Consider the following 14,940-nt stretch of genomic DNA (forward strand, 5'->3'; position numbering starts at 1 on the left):
TTTGAGCTGCGAACGGGCGGAGCCCTCCACCGATCGGTACACCCTCCGGCGACTTGTCTGGGTGCCTTCGCCCCCCAAACCCCTTACTCCACGCAGTCCGCCGCGTAGCTCCGCGTGCCCTCTGCATCATCGGTGACCGTCAGGCCCCAGGGCAGGCGCTCCGGGCCGCAGGTCATGTCCAGGACGTCGTAGATCGCCGCGCTGCTGAAGGCGCGTCCGGCGCGGCCCGACAGCCTCTTGCCGCTGTCCTCTGCCCGGACGGTGATGTGATGCGCGGGCAGGGGGCCCTCCGGGGCACCGCAGCCCGCCAGCGTTGCGGCCGCAAGGACCAGGGCGGGCAGGGAAGGGCGCATGGCAGGTTTCACGGGGCGGCTCTCATCAGGGCAGATGCCGCAAGCTGACCGCTGAAGGCCGCGCGCTGCAAGCCGCGGGTAAAGACAGGGTTAACCGACCCCCGCCTCCTTTCGGACCGATGCACCGGGGGCATGGCTGCCGCCCGGTCGCGCCGAAGCGCGAAAGGCTTGTGGGAAAGGGCTTGTCATCACCATGCTGGGGGCGTATAGGCAGCGCTCATTGTTCTGACATAACCCACCGGATTCGCGGGTTACCCCTCACAGGGCCCGCCGGTGCTAGGAAGGAAAGGTAAGCGATGAGCATTCAAGAGCTCCGCGACAAGACGCCTGACCAGCTCAAGGAAGAGCTGGCAGAGCTGAAGAAAGCACAGTTCAACCTGCGCTTTCAGCAAGCCACTGGCCAACTGGAAAACCCCGCACAGATGCGTGCCGCGCGCCGTCAGGCCGCCCGCGTTCTCACCGTGCTGAATGAAAAAGCTGCTTCTGCAGCGGCTTCGGAATAAGGGAAGACCCAGATGCCCAAACGTATCCTTCAAGGCGTCGTGACCTCCGACGCGAACGCTCAGACCGTCACCGTGTCCGTCGAACGTCGTTTCACGCACCCGGTTCTGAAGAAGACCATTCGTAAGTCGAAGAAATATCGCGCTCACGATGAGGCAAACACCTACAAGACAGGTGACACGGTCCGCATTCAGGAATGCGCACCGAAATCGAAGACGAAACGCTGGGAAGTGATCGCCAGCTGATCGGCCATCGGGGTGTGCGCCTGGCGCATGCCCTTTACCGTGAAAGCCGGGCAACATTGACCGGATCAATCGAAACCGAGGGGCGCCCATCCGGGCCAACCCCGAAGGTCGGGAGAAAACCACATGATCCAGATGCAGACCAATCTGGATGTCGCTGACAACTCCGGCGCTCGCCGGGTGCAGTGCATCAAGGTTCTGGGTGGTTCCAAGCGTAAGTACGCTAGCGTGGGCGACATCATCGTCGTCTCCGTGAAGGAAGCCATCCCGCGCGGTCGCGTTAAGAAAGGGGACGTCCGCAAGGCCGTCGTCGTACGCACCGCCAAGGAAGTTCGTCGTGAAGACGGCACCGCGATCCGTTTCGATCGCAACGCCGCCGTCATCCTCAACAACAACAATGAGCCCGTCGGTACGCGTATCTTCGGCCCGGTTGTTCGCGAGCTGCGCGCCAAGAACTTCATGAAAATCATTTCGCTGGCTCCGGAGGTGCTCTGATGGCTGCGAAACTTAAAAAAGGCGACACGGTCATCGTGCTCACCGGCAAGGACAAGGGCAAGACTGGCGCAATCGCTTCCGTCGACCCCAAATCCGGCAAGGCCGTCGTCGAAGGCCTGAACATGGCCATCCGCGCAACCCGCCAGTCGCAAACCCAGCAAGGCGGCCGCATTCCCAAGGCGATGCCCATCGCCCTGTCGAACCTGGCCTACGTCGATGCGAACGGCAAAGCGACCCGCGTTGGCTTCAAGACCGAAGACGGCAAGAAAGTCCGCTTCGCAAAAACCACGGGGGACGTGATCGATGCTTGATGCAGAAAACTACACCCCGCGGCTGCGGACGGCTTTCGCCGAAACGATCAAGCCTGCTCTGAAAGAAGAGTTCGGCTACAAGAACGACATGCAGATCCCGCGTCTGGACAAGATCGTTCTGAACATCGGCTGCGGCGCTGAAGCGGTCCGGGATTCCAAGAAAGCCAAATCGGCCCAGGAAGACCTGACCACCATCGCCGGCCAGAAGGCCATCGTCACCAAGGCGAAGAAGTCCATCGCTGGCTTCCGCGTCCGTGAAGACATGCCTCTTGGTGCCAAGGTCACTCTCCGTGGCGACCGCATGTACGAATTCCTTGATCGTCTGATCACGATCGCGATGCCCCGTATCCGCGACTTCCGCGGCGTTTCGGGCAAATCGTTTGACGGCCGTGGCAACTACGCCATGGGCATCAAGGAACATATCGTCTTCCCCGAGATCAACTTCGACAAGGTCGATGAAGTCTGGGGTCTCGATATCGTCATCGGCACTACCGCCGCCACCGACGCAGAAGCGAAGGCACTGTTGAAAGCATTCAACATGCCTTTCAACAGCTGATCGCGCGAGGGAGATTGAGTAATGGCTAAGAAATCCATGATCGAGCGCGAAAAGAAACGCCAGCACCTGGTGGAACAGTACGCTGCGAAGCGTGCCGCGCTGAAAGAGATCATCTACGACCAAGAGAAGCCGATGGAAGAGCGTTTCCGCGCCTCCCTGAAGCTGGCGAAACTGCCGCGCAACAGCTCGGCTACCCGGCTGCACAACCGTTGTCAGCTGACCGGCCGTCCCCACGCTTACTACCGTAAGCTGAAGGTGTCGCGGATCATGCTGCGGGAACTGGGCTCGAATGGCCAGATCCCCGGTCTCGTGAAGTCCAGCTGGTAAGGAGGGCATAGATAATGAACGATCCTATCGGCGATATGCTCACCCGTATCCGTAACTCTCAGATGCGCGGCAAATCCGTGGTCTCCACGCCGGCTTCCAAGCTGCGCGCATGGGTCCTGGATGTGCTGGCGGACGAAGGGTACATCCGCGGCTACGAAAAGGGCACTGATGCCAACGGTCACCCGACCCTTGAAATCAGCCTCAAGTACTACGAAGGCACCCCTGTCATTCGCGAACTGAAGCGTGTTTCCACGCCCGGCCGTCGCGTTTACATGGGCCGTGATGACATCCCGCAGGTCCGTCAGGGCCTGGGTGTGTCGATTGTCTCCACGTCCAAGGGCGTGATGTCGGATGCAGCAGCTCGTAGCCAGAATGTTGGCGGCGAAGTTCTCTGCACCGTCTTCTAAGGAGGTCTGGAATGTCTCGTATTGGTAAGAAACCGGTCGAGCTGCCCTCTGGCGTTACTGCCAGCGTGTCCGGCCAGACCGTCGAAGTGAAGGGCCCGAAAGGGACCCACAGCTTCACCGCCACCGACGATGTCAACATCGTCCTGGAAGACAACACCGTCACGGTGAGCCCCCGCGGCTCGTCCAAGCGGGCGCTGCAACAGTGGGGCATGTCCCGCACTGTGGTGGCCAACCTGGTGACCGGTGTCTCCACCGGCTTCAAGAAAGAGCTCGAGATCACGGGTGTGGGTTACCGCGCTCAGGCTCAGGGCAACATCCTGAAGCTTAACCTCGGTCTCTCCCACGAGGTGAACTTCCCGGTTCCGGAGGGCGTCACCGTGACGACCCCCAAGCCGACGGAAGTCATCATCGAGGGTACGGATCTGCAACTCGTCGGCCAGGTCGCGGCAAACATTCGCGAATGGCGGAAGCCGGAGCCCTACAAGGGCAAGGGCATCAAGTACAAAGGCGAGTTCATCTTCCGTAAGGAAGGCAAGAAGAAGTAAGGAACGCGAAAATGGCAAAAAGCAAAAGGGATCTGTTCCTGAAACGCCGCCTGCGCGTTCGGAACAAACTGCGCGCGGTCAACGCCGGCCGTGTGCGTCTGTCGGTACATCGTTCGAACAAGAACATCAGCGTCCAGCTGATCGACGATGTGCAGGGTGTCACACTGGCATCCGCCTCCACCCTGGAAGCGGACCTGGGCGTAATCGGCAAGAACAACCTCGAGGCGGCCCAGAAAGTGGGCGCCGCGATCGCCGAACGCGCAAAGAAAGCCGGTGTGGAAGAGGCCTATTTCGACCGTGGTGGTTTCCTCTACCACGGCAAGGTCAAGGCCCTGGCAGATGCAGCCCGCGAAGGCGGTCTGAAACTCTGATCGTGGCGGCGGGCCTTCGGGTCCGCCGTGACGTTTCCGCCGCGTAGGGTGGGTGCAAACCCACCGTGCCGGCCAAAGGTGGGGTTCGCCCCACCCTGAGAGAGAGGGCGCCCATCGCGCCCCGATGATCCGGGAGACGCCGCTTACGTCAGTGCGCCTCACCTGGGTTGGAAAAACCGGGCGGTCAACGGACACGCCCTGAAGTGAAAAGGAATTGCCTCATGGCAAGAGATGACAACCGGGGCCGCCGCGACCGCGACGAATCTCCGGAGTTTGCAGATCGCCTGGTTGCGATCAATCGTGTGTCCAAGACCGTCAAAGGCGGTAAGCGTTTCGGCTTCGCCGCGCTTGTCGTCGTTGGTGACCAGAAGGGCCGCGTCGGCTTCGGCAAAGGCAAGGCGAAAGAGGTCCCCGAGGCCATTCGCAAAGCCACCGAGCAAGCCAAGCGCCAGATGATCCGCGTTCCCCTGCGCGAAGGCCGCACCCTGCACCACGATATCGAAGGCCGTCACGGCGCCGGTAAAGTGGTCATGCGGACCGCTCCGCAAGGTACCGGGATCATCGCAGGTGGTCCGATGCGTGCCGTCTTCGAAATGCTCGGCGTCCAGGACGTCGTTGCAAAGTCTGTCGGGTCGCAAAACCCCTACAACATGATCCGCGCCACGCTCGAAGGTCTGCAGAAAGTGGCTTCGCCGCGTTCCGTCGCCCAACGTCGCGGCAAGAAAGTGGCTGACATTCTGCCCGCTCGTAACGAGGCCCCGGCCGAGTCGAGCCAGGTCGCAGAAGAGGCGTAAGGAGTCACAAACATGGCAACCATCGTCGTCAAACAGATCGGTTCCCCGATCCGTCGCCCCGCCAAGCAGCGTCAAACGCTGATCGGCCTGGGCCTGAACAAGATGCACAAGACCCGCGAACTGGAAGACACCCCTTCCGTGCGCGGCATGGTGAAATCGATCCCTCACCTGGTCGAGATCATCGAAGAAAAAGAGTGATCCAGTGACGTCGCCCCAGCCGGGGTAACCGACCTGATAACTCAAGACGCCCCGGTCCCAGGATCGGGGCGTTTTTCGTTTGTCTTCCCGCCCCCTGCTTCTGCATTATTCCCGATGGGGAGCAACTCTGGCCATTTTTCCAGGGGAGGAGAGGCAGATGCCGCTAAGTTACCGGCTGGATGCCGAAGATCGCGTGGTGGCGCTCGGGGGAGCGTGGAACCGCATGTCGTGGGAAAACGGCGGCCCCGATGATGCCAGCTCCAATGTGCTGGACCACAGCCTCTGGCGCTTCATCTCGGATCCGGCGATGTCCGGCTTCCTGCGGCAGGTCTTTCAACTCAGCCGCGATACCGGGCAGGCCGCCACGCTGGATTACCGCTGTGATGCGCCGGGCCTGCTGCGGTATTACCGCATGATCGTGACGCCGAAATCGGATGGCATCCTGGTGGTCGATCACGAACCGCTGGCCGAGGCCCTGGCCTGCACATCCATCAGGCTGCCCCCCGGGGAAAGCGCGGTCCGGATCTGTGGCCAATGCAGCCGTGTCGCGCTCAAGGGGTGGCACTGGCGCCGCTTCCCGGCGCTGCCCAGGCCGCGCGACCTGCCCCGCAAAGTGGTGCTCTGCAATGACTGCCGGAACCCGTCGCGCGATCCGGCCGACGCTTCCGCGTCGACCCGCCCCTGATCCTGCCCGCCTGATCCAGAGCCAAGCCCCGGCCCGCAGGGCGGGGCGCTTACGGGCGTGTTCCGGCGCGCGATTGGCCCCCGGCGACTGCCGTCTTGACCCGGTGGCGCGGATCGCGGACGCTTGGCCTGTCATCTCAAGGAATAAGCGCGTGCTCCGGTTCTCAATCCCCCTCATGCTTCTTGTCGGCCTTGCCGCCTGCGCTCCCCGCCCGGAAGGGCAGGAGGTGCTGCGCAGCGACCCCAGGGTCTCCGGCGGGGTAGGGGTGCAGGTCGGCCCGGATGGCGTGCGCCCAAGCGCCGGCGTGGGCGTCTCTGTCTGCAACAACCCCAGCCCCTTCCATATCGGGATCGGCGGGGGTGTCGGCGGCCTTGGGGTTGGCATTTCCTGCTAGGCCGGGCTGCCCGCGCGCCCCGCTTTCGGGGCTGACACCGCGGCAGGGCGCTCACGGGGACGTGCAACCAAGCGGGCGGCGCAAGCCCCGGTTGTCGCAGCCGCATCAGGGGGGCGGCGCTGCCCTTGCATCGCAGGGCGGCAAGCTCTATACGCCCCCGGTGGCCCATTGGGCACACGGAATCAAAACCAAGAAAAGCCGAGTCCGCCCCATCAGCTTCGCGGGGTGTTTCCGGCAAGGAGAAGCAAGATGAAACTGAACGAACTGCACGACAATCCCGGTGCAACCACCAAGAAAAAACGCGTTGGTCGCGGCCCCGGCTCCGGCAAGGGTAAGATGGGTGGCCGTGGTATCAAGGGTCAGAAATCCCGTTCGGGCGTGGCGATTGCCGGCTACGAAGGCGGCCAGATGCCCCTCTACCAACGCCTGCCCAAGCGTGGCTTCAACAAGCCGAACCGCAAGAAATTCGCAGTCGTCAACCTGGGCATGATCGAGAAATTCGTCGAAGCCAAGAAAATCGACGTCTCCGCACCGATCACCGAAGACGTGCTCGTGGCCTCCGGCCTGGTGCGCCGCAAGCTGGACGGTGTCCGCATCCTGGCAAAGGGTGACGTGACCTCCAAGCTGGCCCTCGAAGTGACCGGCGCCTCGAAGGCAGCTGTCGAAGCTGTCGAGAAGGCAGGCGGGTCGCTCAAGGTGGCAGCAGCCGCCGCGGAATAAGGTTGTGGGCGGCGCTTGCGCCGCTTACATATCCTACGAGTTTTCCAGACACGCCGCCTGAGCCGGGAAACGGCCCTGGCGGCGTTCCTACATAAGAGAGAGCCTTATGGTATCTGCAGCAGAACAGATGGCGGCCAACACGTCATGGGGCGCGCTCAGCAAGGCGAAGGATCTCCGTAACCGGATCCTCTTCACCATCGCGCTGCTGATCATCTGCCGCCTGGGCACCTATATCCCGGTTCCCGGCATTGACGGCACCGCGCTGCGCCAGTTCATGGAAGGGGCGGGCCAGGGCATCGGCGGCATGCTCTCCATGTTCACGGGTGGCGCGCTTGGCCGGATGGGTATCTTTGCCCTCGGCATCATGCCCTACATCTCCGCCTCCATTATCGTCCAGCTGATGGGCGCCATGGTTCCCGCGCTCGAGCAACTCAAGAAAGAGGGCGAGCAGGGCCGTAAGAAGATGAACCAGTACACCCGCTACGGCACGGTGCTGCTGGCCACGCTGCAGGCCTATGGCCTGGCCGTGTCCCTGGAAGCGGGGGACCTTGTCTCCGATCCCGGTATCTTCTTCCGCATCGAATGCGTGATCACCCTGGTGGGCGGCACGATGTTCATGATGTGGCTGGGCGAACAGATCACCGCGCGCGGCGTCGGCAACGGCATCTCGCTGATCATCTTCGTCGGCATCATCGCGGAAATCCCCGCAGCCCTGGCACAGTTCTTCGCCTCGGGCCGCTCCGGCGCGATTTCCCCGGCGGTGATCGTGGGGGTCATCATCATGGTGGTGGCCGTGATCGCCTTTGTGGTCTTCATGGAACGCGCACTACGCAAGATCCATATCCAGTACCCCCGCCGCCAGGTGGGCATGAAGGTCTACGACGGCGGCTCCAGCCACCTGCCGATCAAGGTGAACCCGGCGGGCGTGATCCCGGCGATCTTCGCCTCCTCGCTGCTGCTGCTGCCGGCCACGCTCTCGACTTTCTCGGGCTCCGATACCGGGCCGATCATGTCGACCGTGCTGGCCTACTTCGGCCCCGGCCAGCCGCTCTACATGCTGTTCTTCGTCGGCATGATCGTCTTTTTCGCCTACTTCTACACCCACAACGTCGCCTTCAAGACCGACGATGTGGCTGACAACCTGAAGAACCAGAACGGCTTCGTTCCGGGCATCCGTCCGGGCCAGAAGACTGCCGCCTATCTCGAGTACGTGGTCAACCGCGTCCTGGTCCTGGGCTCTGCCTACCTGGCAGCCGTCTGCCTCCTCCCAGAGGTCCTAAGGTCGCAGTTCGCGATTCCCTTCTATTTTGGTGGCACGTCTGTCCTTATTGTGGTCTCCGTGACGATGGACACGATTCAGCAGGTGCAATCGCATCTTCTGGCGCATCAATACGAAGGGCTGATCGAGAAATCGCAGCTGCGCGGTAAGGGAAAACAACGCCGCAAAGGGAGAGGGGCAGCACGCCGATGAACATTATTCTTCTTGGACCGCCGGGGGCCGGCAAGGGCACCCAGGCGAAAATGCTTGTGGAAGAGCGCGGGATGATCCAGCTGTCCACCGGGGACATGCTGCGCGCCGCGCGGACCTCGGGCACGGAAATGGGCAACAAGGTCGCGGCCGTCATGGACGCCGGTGAGCTTGTCACGGATGAGATCGTGATTGGCCTGATCCGCGAGCAGATGGAAGCCAACCCCGATGGCGGCTTCATCTTCGACGGCTTCCCCCGCACGCTGGCCCAGGCCGACGCGCTGGAAGACCTGATGAAGGAAATGGGCCAGACCCTGGCCTGCGCCGTCGAGCTGCGCGTCCGCGACGAGGTCCTGGTGGAACGTATCGTCAACCGCGCCAGGGAGGCGGCTGCAGCCGGCCAGCCCGTGCGCGCCGACGATAACGAGGAAAGCCTGAAGACCCGTCTGATGGAATACTACAAGAAGACCTCGCCGCTGCTGGGCTACTACCACGCCAAGGGCAAGCTCAAGCGCGTCGACGGCCTGGCAGAGATGAAGGTCGTCAAGGCCTCCATCGGCGCGATCCTCGACTGATCCGCCTGGACGGCCAATGTCTTGTTGAAAGCGGCGCCCCCGGGCGCCGTTTTCCGTTTCAGGGGGCGCGGCCCGGCCCGCTCGCAGAGCAGAGCAGGGGGGGCACGGGGCAACACTCCGCGCCTTCGCGCCACATGCGAACAATCGCCCCTTGTATCCCGCGAAAGGCGAGTGTACCCGTCAGGGCACTGAGTTATTGAAATGGGGTTGACCTCACGGGCGATCCCCCATACCCAGCCCTATCTCGGAGGGACGCCGATTCCATCGTCCCCCTTCGAATCCGCCGAATACGACCCTGGCCCGCTGGCTGATGCCTCGGGCCATGTGTTGTGAAAAAAGGTTCTGGAGTTACGGAACCGCAACAAGAGGAAAGAGATCATTGGCACGTATTGCCGGCGTTAACATCCCGACTGCAAAGCGGGTACCCATCGCCCTCACCTACATCACCGGCATCGGTCCGGCTTCCGCGAAAAGCATCTGCGAAGCCGTGAACATCGATGCAACCCGCCGCGTCAACGAACTGTCCGACGCCGAAGTGCTCGCCATCCGCGAACACATCGACGCGAACTTCACCGTTGAAGGCGACCTGCGCCGTGAGACGCAGATGAACATCAAGCGCCTGATGGACCTCGGCTGCTACCGTGGCCTGCGTCACCGTCGCAACCTGCCGGTCCGCGGTCAGCGTACCCATACCAATGCTCGTACCCGCAAAGGCCCCGCAAAGGCCATTGCCGGCAAGAAGAAGTAAGGGGAGCGCACAGATATGGCACGTGATACCCGTCGTGGGGCCAAGAAAAAGGTCTCCAAGAACATCGCAGCTGGCGTCGCACATGTGAACTCCAGCTTCAACAACACCAAAATCCTGATCTCCGACGTTCAGGGCAACGCCATCTCCTGGTCCTCCGCAGGGACCATGGGCTTCAAGGGTTCGCGGAAATCGACCCCCTACGCCGCCCAGATGGCTGCCGAAGACGCCGGCAAGAAGGCGCAGGAACACGGCGTGAAAACGCTGGAAGTCGAAGTCCAGGGCCCCGGCTCCGGTCGTGAATCGGCTCTGCGTGCTCTGGCTGCCGTCGGCTTCAACATCACCTCGATCCGTGATGTGACCCCGATCGCACACAACGGTTGCCGTCCGCCGAAGCGTCGTCGCGTCTGATCCGGAACGGTTTTTTCTGGAGGCCGCGCGATTGCGCGCGGCCTCCATTTCGTCATTTTAACCTCGGGAGTCCTGACCTTTCGATCATGGGGACAGGGCAAGCATGGAGGGACGCATGATCCACAAGAACTGGGCCGAACTAATCAAACCGACGCAGCTTGACGTAAAGCCGGGCAATGACCCGATGCGTCTGGCGACCGTCGTCGCGGAACCGCTGGAGCGTGGCTTCGGCCTGACGCTGGGCAACGCGCTGCGCCGCATCCTGATGTCCTCGCTTCAGGGCGCCGCCATCACCAGCGTTCAGATCGACAACGTGCTGCACGAGTTTTCCTCCGTGGCCGGTGTTCGTGAAGACGTGACCGACATCATCCTGAACCTCAAGGGTGTCTCCCTGAAGATGGACGTCGAAGGGCCCAAGCGCCTGTCGATCTCTGCCAAGGGTCCGGGTGCCGTCTCCGCTGCCGATATCGCGGAAACCGCCGGCATCGAAGTGCTGAACAAGGATCACGTGATCTGCCACCTCGATGAGGGCGCGGATCTCTACATGGAACTGACGGTCAACACCGGCAAGGGCTATGTGGCGGCTGACAAGAACAAGCCGGAAGATGCTCCCATTGGCCTGATCCCGATCGACGCGATCTACTCGCCGATCAAGAAGGTGTCCTATGACGTGCAGCCGACCCGTGAGGGCCAGGTGCTCGACTACGACAAGCTGACGCTGAAGGTTGAAACCGACGGTTCCGTCTCTCCGGATGACGCCGTGGCCTATGCCGCGCGGATCCTGCAGGACCAGCTCTCCATCTTCGTGAACTTCGAAGAGCCGGAAAGCGCCTCCCGCCAGGACGACGACGACGGGCTGGAATTCAACCCGCTGCTGCTCAAGAAGGTCGACGAACTCGAGCTTTCCGTGCGCTCCGCGAACTGCCTCAAGAACGACAACATCGTCTACATCGGCGATCTCATCCAGAAGACCGAAGCGGAGATGCTGCGCACTCCCAACTTTGGCCGGAAGTCGCTCAACGAGATCAAGGAAGTGCTGTCCGGCATGGGCCTGCACCTCGGCATGGATGTCGAGGACTGGCCGCCAGACAACATCGAAGACCTGGCCAAGAAGTTCGAAGACCACTTCTGAGCTTTTGGGTCGTAGCCGGTACGGTGGGGTCTCCCCGCCCAATGGAAAACCGGCGCGGCCGCTGAAGATTGCGCAGGGTGGGTGAAGCCCACCTTGCCGCCAGACGGACAGTGAAAGACCCGCGGAGGGGACCCCGGAATGGGCCCCCTCCCACCCTCCAAACGGTTAAGGGTTTCTTACCCCCACCGGGCGGAGCGCACCGACGTAATACCGATGTGATACCGACGTAAAACAGACGTTGCACCGACGTGCATTTCCGGGCTATCAGCCCGGCCACCAGACTGGGCATTCCGCCCCAAGGAGAGCGTCCCCCACGCAGGGCCGCCGGACAAAGCAAAACCGCCCGTAGAGGGCATTTCGGAGTAAGACATATGCGTCACGCAAAAGGCTACCGCCGCCTGAACCGCACCCATGAGCACCGCAAGGCGCTCTTCGCGAACATGGCTGGCTCGCTCATCGAGCACGAACAGATCAAGACCACCCTTCCCAAGGCGAAGGAACTGCGTCCGATCGTTGAAAAGCTGATCACCCTCGCTAAGCGCGGCGACATCCACGCCCGCCGTCAGGCCGCGTCCAAGCTCAAGCAGGACGCCCTGGTTGCCAAGCTCTTCGAAGTGCTCGGCCCGCGCTACGCCGAACGTCAGGGTGGCTACATCCGCATCATGAAAGCTGGCTTCCGCTACGGTGACATGGCGCCCATGGCGATCATCGAATTCGTCGACCGCGACCTGGACGCCAAGGGCGCTGCCGACAAGGCCCGCGTTGAAGCCGAAGAAGCCCTGGAAGACTGATCTTCCGCTTCTCGCTCACGCGCGATTGATTTCGACCCCCGGTCTTTTGAAGGCCGGGGGTCTTGCGTTTCCGCCCCCAAGCGCTTGCTTTCCCCCCAGCGGCTTCGCATATGTTCGAAGCGCCTCCAATTCCGGGAAAGGCCTCATGCAGCAATCTTTTCTTCGCCCCGTCCTGACCATGGCCCTGATCGCCACGCTTGCCACCGGCGGTGGGGGTGGTGCCGCCCTGGCGCAGGACAAGGTGCCGGAATCTCAGGCGGAAATCTCTCTCAGCTTCGCGCCGCTGGTGAAACAGGCCGCTCCGGCGGTGGTCAATATCTACGCCAAGCGGATCGTTGAATCGCGCCAGAGCCCCTTTGCCTCCGATCCCTTCTTCTCGCAGTTCTTCCGCAACCTCGGCCCCTCCCGGCCACAGGTGCAGAACTCGCTCGGCTCCGGAGTGATCCTCAGCGATGACGGGATCGTGGTGTCCAATTACCACGTGGTCGGCGACGCCGATGAGATCCGCATCGCGCTCAACGACCGACGCGAGTATGATGCAGAGGTGTTGCTTGCCGATCCCTCCGTCGACCTGGCGATCCTGAAGCTGAAGGACGCGCAGGACCTGCCCCATCTTGAGCTGCGCGACAGCGACAGCGTCGAGGTGGGTGAACTGGTGCTGGCCATCGGCAACCCCTTCGGCGTCGGCCAGACCGTGAGCTCCGGCATCGTCTCCGGCCTTGCGCGGTCCGGCGCGGCAGCGGGAGCAGAGCGCGGCTATTTCATCCAGACCGATGCGCCGATCAACCCGGGCAACTCGGGCGGCGCGCTGGTGGATACCAAGGGCAACCTGATCGGGGTGAACACCTCCATCCTGTCCCGCTCGGGCGGGTCCAACGGCATCGGCTTCGCCATCCCCGCCGCGCTGGTGCGCCAGTTCGTGGCCCAGGCGAGAGAGGGCAAACCGGCCTTTGAACGCCCCTGGGCCGGCATGTCCGGGCATTCCGTGGATACGGACATGGCCGGTGCGCTTGGCCTGGACCATCCCGAAGGTTTGGTGATCGACGGGATGCACGCCGAAAGCCCCTTTGCCGTCAAAGGCTTCCAGCCCGGTGACGTGATCCTTGAGGTCGATGGCCTGCCCGTCTCCAGCCCGGCTGAAATGGTGTTCCGTATGTCCGTCAAGGGCCTGGGCGGGGACGCCCGGATCACCCGCCTGCGCGACGGCAAGCGGGACGAGGTGACGGTGCCGATGAAGGCCGCCCCCGATCTGCCCGCCCGCGATCCGGTGGAAACGGATGGCCGCGGCCCGATCCCCGGCATGACCCTCGTGACCGTGAACCCCGCCGTCATCGCCGAATTCGGCCTGCCGCTCGCCACTGAAGGCGCGCTGGTGCAGACCCCCGGCCAGGTCGGCCAGCGGGCCGGTCTGCGCGCCGGCGACGTGCTGCTTGAGGTGAACGGCAAGGATGTCCTGACGTCCCGCGACGCGGACAAGGCCCTGTCCGACAGCGCCCGCTCTCTGCGCCTCGACGTGCTGCGCGAGGGGCGCAAGGTCACCATGCGGTTCAGGCTCTGAATGGCGGATCTCTTTGACAGTACGCCCGAAGGGGCGCCTGCCGGAAACGGCACGCCGGAGGGGGCAGAGACCTCCGGCGCGCCGCGTCCCCTGGCGGATCGCCTGCGCCCGACGGCCCTGAACGAGGTCATCGGCCAGAGACAGGTGATCGGTCCGGATGCGCCGTTGACGGTCATGCTGGAAGCCGGCAGCCTGGGCTCCATCATCTTCTGGGGGCCGCCGGGCACCGGCAAGACCACCATCGCCCGTCTTCTGGCGCATGAGACGAAGCTGCATTTCGTCCAGATTTCCGCGATCTTCTCAGGGGTTGCCGACCTCAAGAAGGTGTTCGAGACCGCGCGCCAGCGCCGCCGGGCGGGGCAGGGGACCCTGCTGTTCGTGGATGAGATCCACCGCTTCAACAAGGCTCAGCAGGATGGCTTCCTGCCGCACATGGAAGACGGCACCATCCTTCTGGTGGGCGCCACCACCGAAAACCCCAGTTTTGAGCTGAACGCGGCACTTCTGTCGCGCGCGCAGGTCATGGTGCTTGAGCGGCTCTCGGACGAGGACTTGGAACAGCTGACCAGCCGCGCGGAGGAGATCCTTGGCAAGCCCTTGCCCCTAACGCCAGAGGCCCGCCTGGCGCTGCTGAACATGGCCGATGGCGATGGCCGGGCCCTGCTGAACCTGATCGAACAGGTCGCCGCCTGGAAGGTCGCCGCCCCGCTGGATCAGGAGGCGCTGGCAAAGCGGCTCATGCGGCGTGCGGCCAAGTACGACAAGTCCGGCGAAGAGCATTACAACCTGATCTCCGCCCTGCATAAATCCGTGCGGGGCAGCGATCCGGACGCGGCGCTCTACTGGTTCGCGCGGATGCTGGAAGGCGGAGAGGACCCCCGCTTCCTGGCCCGCCGCATCACCCGCATGTCGGTCGAGGATATCGGCCTGGCCGATCCCCAGGCCCAGACCATCTGCCTGGACGCCTGGCAGGTCTACGAACGCCTTGGCAGCCCCGAAGGGGAACTGGCCCTGTCTCAGGCGCTGGTCTACCTGGCGCTGGCGCCCAAGTCGAACGCCGGCTACGTGGCCTACAAGCAGGCCCGCGCCACGGCCCGCAAGACCGGCAGCGCCATGCCGCCCCACCACATCCTGAACGCCCCCACGCGGCTGATGGAGGAACAGGGCTACGGCAAGGGCTACGCCTATGATCACGACGCCGAGGATGGCTTTTCGGGGCAGAACTACTTCCCCGACGGCATGAAGCGGCCAGAGCTCTACCAACCCGTTGAACGGGGCTTCGAGCGTGATTTGCGCAAGCGTCTGGACTATTTCGCTAAGCTTCGCGCCAAGCGGGCCGGCGAAGAAGAGCGCTAAGCTTG

General features: G+C 63.1%; 23 protein-coding genes. 22 read left to right on the forward strand and 1 reads right to left on the reverse strand.

The window, feature by feature from the left end:
- Positions 1 to 83 precede the first annotated feature (83 nt).
- The gene (locus tag HCZ97_RS02160) at positions 84 to 353 is read right to left on the reverse strand and encodes a hypothetical protein (protein ID WP_167687025.1); all 270 of its coding nucleotides are present in this window, start codon (positions 351 to 353) and stop codon (positions 84 to 86) included.
- 296 nt (positions 354 to 649) lie between these two features.
- Between HCZ97_RS02160 and rpmC the strand changes: the two genes are divergently transcribed.
- The 22 genes from rpmC to HCZ97_RS02270 all read left to right on the forward strand — a co-directional run bounded on the left by rpmC (position 650) and on the right by HCZ97_RS02270 (position 14,935).
- Complete coding sequence (gene rpmC, locus HCZ97_RS02165; protein ID WP_167687026.1) at positions 650 to 856, forward strand: 50S ribosomal protein L29; 207 nt, start codon at positions 650 to 652, stop codon at positions 854 to 856.
- A gap of 12 nt (positions 857 to 868) precedes the next feature.
- Positions 869 to 1,099, forward strand: coding sequence for a 30S ribosomal protein S17 (gene rpsQ / locus HCZ97_RS02170; protein WP_167687027.1), 231 nt, complete (start codon positions 869 to 871; stop codon positions 1,097 to 1,099).
- A 123-nt stretch (positions 1,100 to 1,222) separates the two neighbouring features.
- Positions 1,223 to 1,591 carry a 50S ribosomal protein L14 gene (gene rplN / locus HCZ97_RS02175; RefSeq protein WP_005621870.1) on the forward strand — a complete coding sequence of 123 codons (369 nt, stop codon included), beginning with the start codon at positions 1,223 to 1,225 and terminating at the stop codon, positions 1,589 to 1,591.
- Positions 1,591 to 1,902, forward strand: coding sequence for a 50S ribosomal protein L24 (gene rplX / locus HCZ97_RS02180; RefSeq protein ID WP_167687028.1), 312 nt, complete (start codon positions 1,591 to 1,593; stop codon positions 1,900 to 1,902). The genes rplN and rplX overlap by 1 nt, the downstream gene beginning before the upstream one ends.
- Positions 1,895 to 2,458: a 50S ribosomal protein L5 gene (gene rplE, locus HCZ97_RS02185; RefSeq protein ID WP_167687029.1), complete on the forward strand. Its 564-nt coding sequence runs from the start codon at positions 1,895 to 1,897 to the stop codon at positions 2,456 to 2,458. Before rplX ends, rplE begins: the two co-directional genes overlap by 8 nt.
- Before the next feature lie 21 nt (positions 2,459 to 2,479).
- Complete coding sequence (rpsN, locus tag HCZ97_RS02190; protein ID WP_167687030.1) at positions 2,480 to 2,785, forward strand: 30S ribosomal protein S14; 306 nt, start codon at positions 2,480 to 2,482, stop codon at positions 2,783 to 2,785.
- A gap of 14 nt (positions 2,786 to 2,799) precedes the next feature.
- Entirely contained in the window at positions 2,800 to 3,192 is a 393-nt protein-coding gene (rpsH, locus tag HCZ97_RS02195) for a 30S ribosomal protein S8 (protein ID WP_167687031.1), read from the forward strand.
- A gap of 11 nt (positions 3,193 to 3,203) precedes the next feature.
- Positions 3,204 to 3,737 (forward strand): 50S ribosomal protein L6, encoded by a 534-nt coding sequence (rplF, locus tag HCZ97_RS02200; protein ID WP_167687032.1) that lies wholly within the window; start codon positions 3,204 to 3,206, stop codon positions 3,735 to 3,737.
- Positions 3,738 to 3,748: 11 nt separating this feature from the next.
- Positions 3,749 to 4,108, forward strand: a complete 360-nt coding sequence (rplR, locus tag HCZ97_RS02205; RefSeq protein ID WP_167687033.1) for a 50S ribosomal protein L18 — start codon at positions 3,749 to 3,751, stop codon at positions 4,106 to 4,108.
- A gap of 221 nt (positions 4,109 to 4,329) precedes the next feature.
- Entirely contained in the window at positions 4,330 to 4,902 is a 573-nt protein-coding gene (rpsE, locus tag HCZ97_RS02210; RefSeq protein WP_167687034.1) for a 30S ribosomal protein S5, read from the forward strand.
- 12 nt (positions 4,903 to 4,914) lie between these two features.
- Positions 4,915 to 5,100: a 50S ribosomal protein L30 gene (rpmD, locus tag HCZ97_RS02215; RefSeq protein ID WP_167687035.1), complete on the forward strand. Its 186-nt coding sequence runs from the start codon at positions 4,915 to 4,917 to the stop codon at positions 5,098 to 5,100.
- A 157-nt stretch (positions 5,101 to 5,257) separates the two neighbouring features.
- Entirely contained in the window at positions 5,258 to 5,785 is a 528-nt protein-coding gene (locus HCZ97_RS02220; protein WP_167687036.1) for a hypothetical protein, read from the forward strand.
- A 151-nt stretch (positions 5,786 to 5,936) separates the two neighbouring features.
- On the forward strand, positions 5,937 to 6,179 hold the full coding sequence (locus tag HCZ97_RS02225; RefSeq protein ID WP_167687037.1) for a hypothetical protein: 243 nt from the start codon (positions 5,937 to 5,939) through the stop codon (positions 6,177 to 6,179).
- A gap of 249 nt (positions 6,180 to 6,428) precedes the next feature.
- Positions 6,429 to 6,899 carry a 50S ribosomal protein L15 gene (rplO, locus tag HCZ97_RS02230; protein WP_167687038.1) on the forward strand — a complete coding sequence of 157 codons (471 nt, stop codon included), beginning with the start codon at positions 6,429 to 6,431 and terminating at the stop codon, positions 6,897 to 6,899.
- Positions 6,900 to 7,005: 106 nt separating this feature from the next.
- On the forward strand, positions 7,006 to 8,370 hold the full coding sequence (secY, locus tag HCZ97_RS02235) for a preprotein translocase subunit SecY (protein WP_167687039.1): 1,365 nt from the start codon (positions 7,006 to 7,008) through the stop codon (positions 8,368 to 8,370).
- The gene (locus HCZ97_RS02240) at positions 8,367 to 8,942 is read left to right on the forward strand and encodes an adenylate kinase (RefSeq protein WP_167687040.1); all 576 of its coding nucleotides are present in this window, start codon (positions 8,367 to 8,369) and stop codon (positions 8,940 to 8,942) included. Before secY ends, HCZ97_RS02240 begins: the two co-directional genes overlap by 4 nt.
- Before the next feature lie 379 nt (positions 8,943 to 9,321).
- The gene (gene rpsM, locus HCZ97_RS02245) at positions 9,322 to 9,690 is read left to right on the forward strand and encodes a 30S ribosomal protein S13 (RefSeq protein WP_167687041.1); all 369 of its coding nucleotides are present in this window, start codon (positions 9,322 to 9,324) and stop codon (positions 9,688 to 9,690) included.
- A 15-nt stretch (positions 9,691 to 9,705) separates the two neighbouring features.
- On the forward strand, positions 9,706 to 10,098 hold the full coding sequence (rpsK, locus tag HCZ97_RS02250) for a 30S ribosomal protein S11 (protein WP_097145506.1): 393 nt from the start codon (positions 9,706 to 9,708) through the stop codon (positions 10,096 to 10,098).
- A 115-nt stretch (positions 10,099 to 10,213) separates the two neighbouring features.
- On the forward strand, positions 10,214 to 11,230 hold the full coding sequence (locus tag HCZ97_RS02255) for a DNA-directed RNA polymerase subunit alpha (protein WP_167687042.1): 1,017 nt from the start codon (positions 10,214 to 10,216) through the stop codon (positions 11,228 to 11,230).
- A 371-nt stretch (positions 11,231 to 11,601) separates the two neighbouring features.
- Complete coding sequence (rplQ, locus tag HCZ97_RS02260; RefSeq protein WP_167687043.1) at positions 11,602 to 12,021, forward strand: 50S ribosomal protein L17; 420 nt, start codon at positions 11,602 to 11,604, stop codon at positions 12,019 to 12,021.
- Between the two features lie 178 nt (positions 12,022 to 12,199).
- Entirely contained in the window at positions 12,200 to 13,579 is a 1,380-nt protein-coding gene (locus HCZ97_RS02265; RefSeq protein ID WP_254871306.1) for a trypsin-like peptidase domain-containing protein, read from the forward strand.
- Entirely contained in the window at positions 13,580 to 14,935 is a 1,356-nt protein-coding gene (locus tag HCZ97_RS02270) for a replication-associated recombination protein A (RefSeq protein ID WP_167687045.1), read from the forward strand. It begins immediately after the preceding gene.
- Positions 14,936 to 14,940 lie beyond the last annotated feature (5 nt).

The organism is Pseudooceanicola sp. HF7 (assembly GCF_011806405.1).
In the GTDB taxonomy this organism is placed as follows: Bacteria; Pseudomonadota; Alphaproteobacteria; order Rhodobacterales; family Rhodobacteraceae; genus Pseudooceanicola.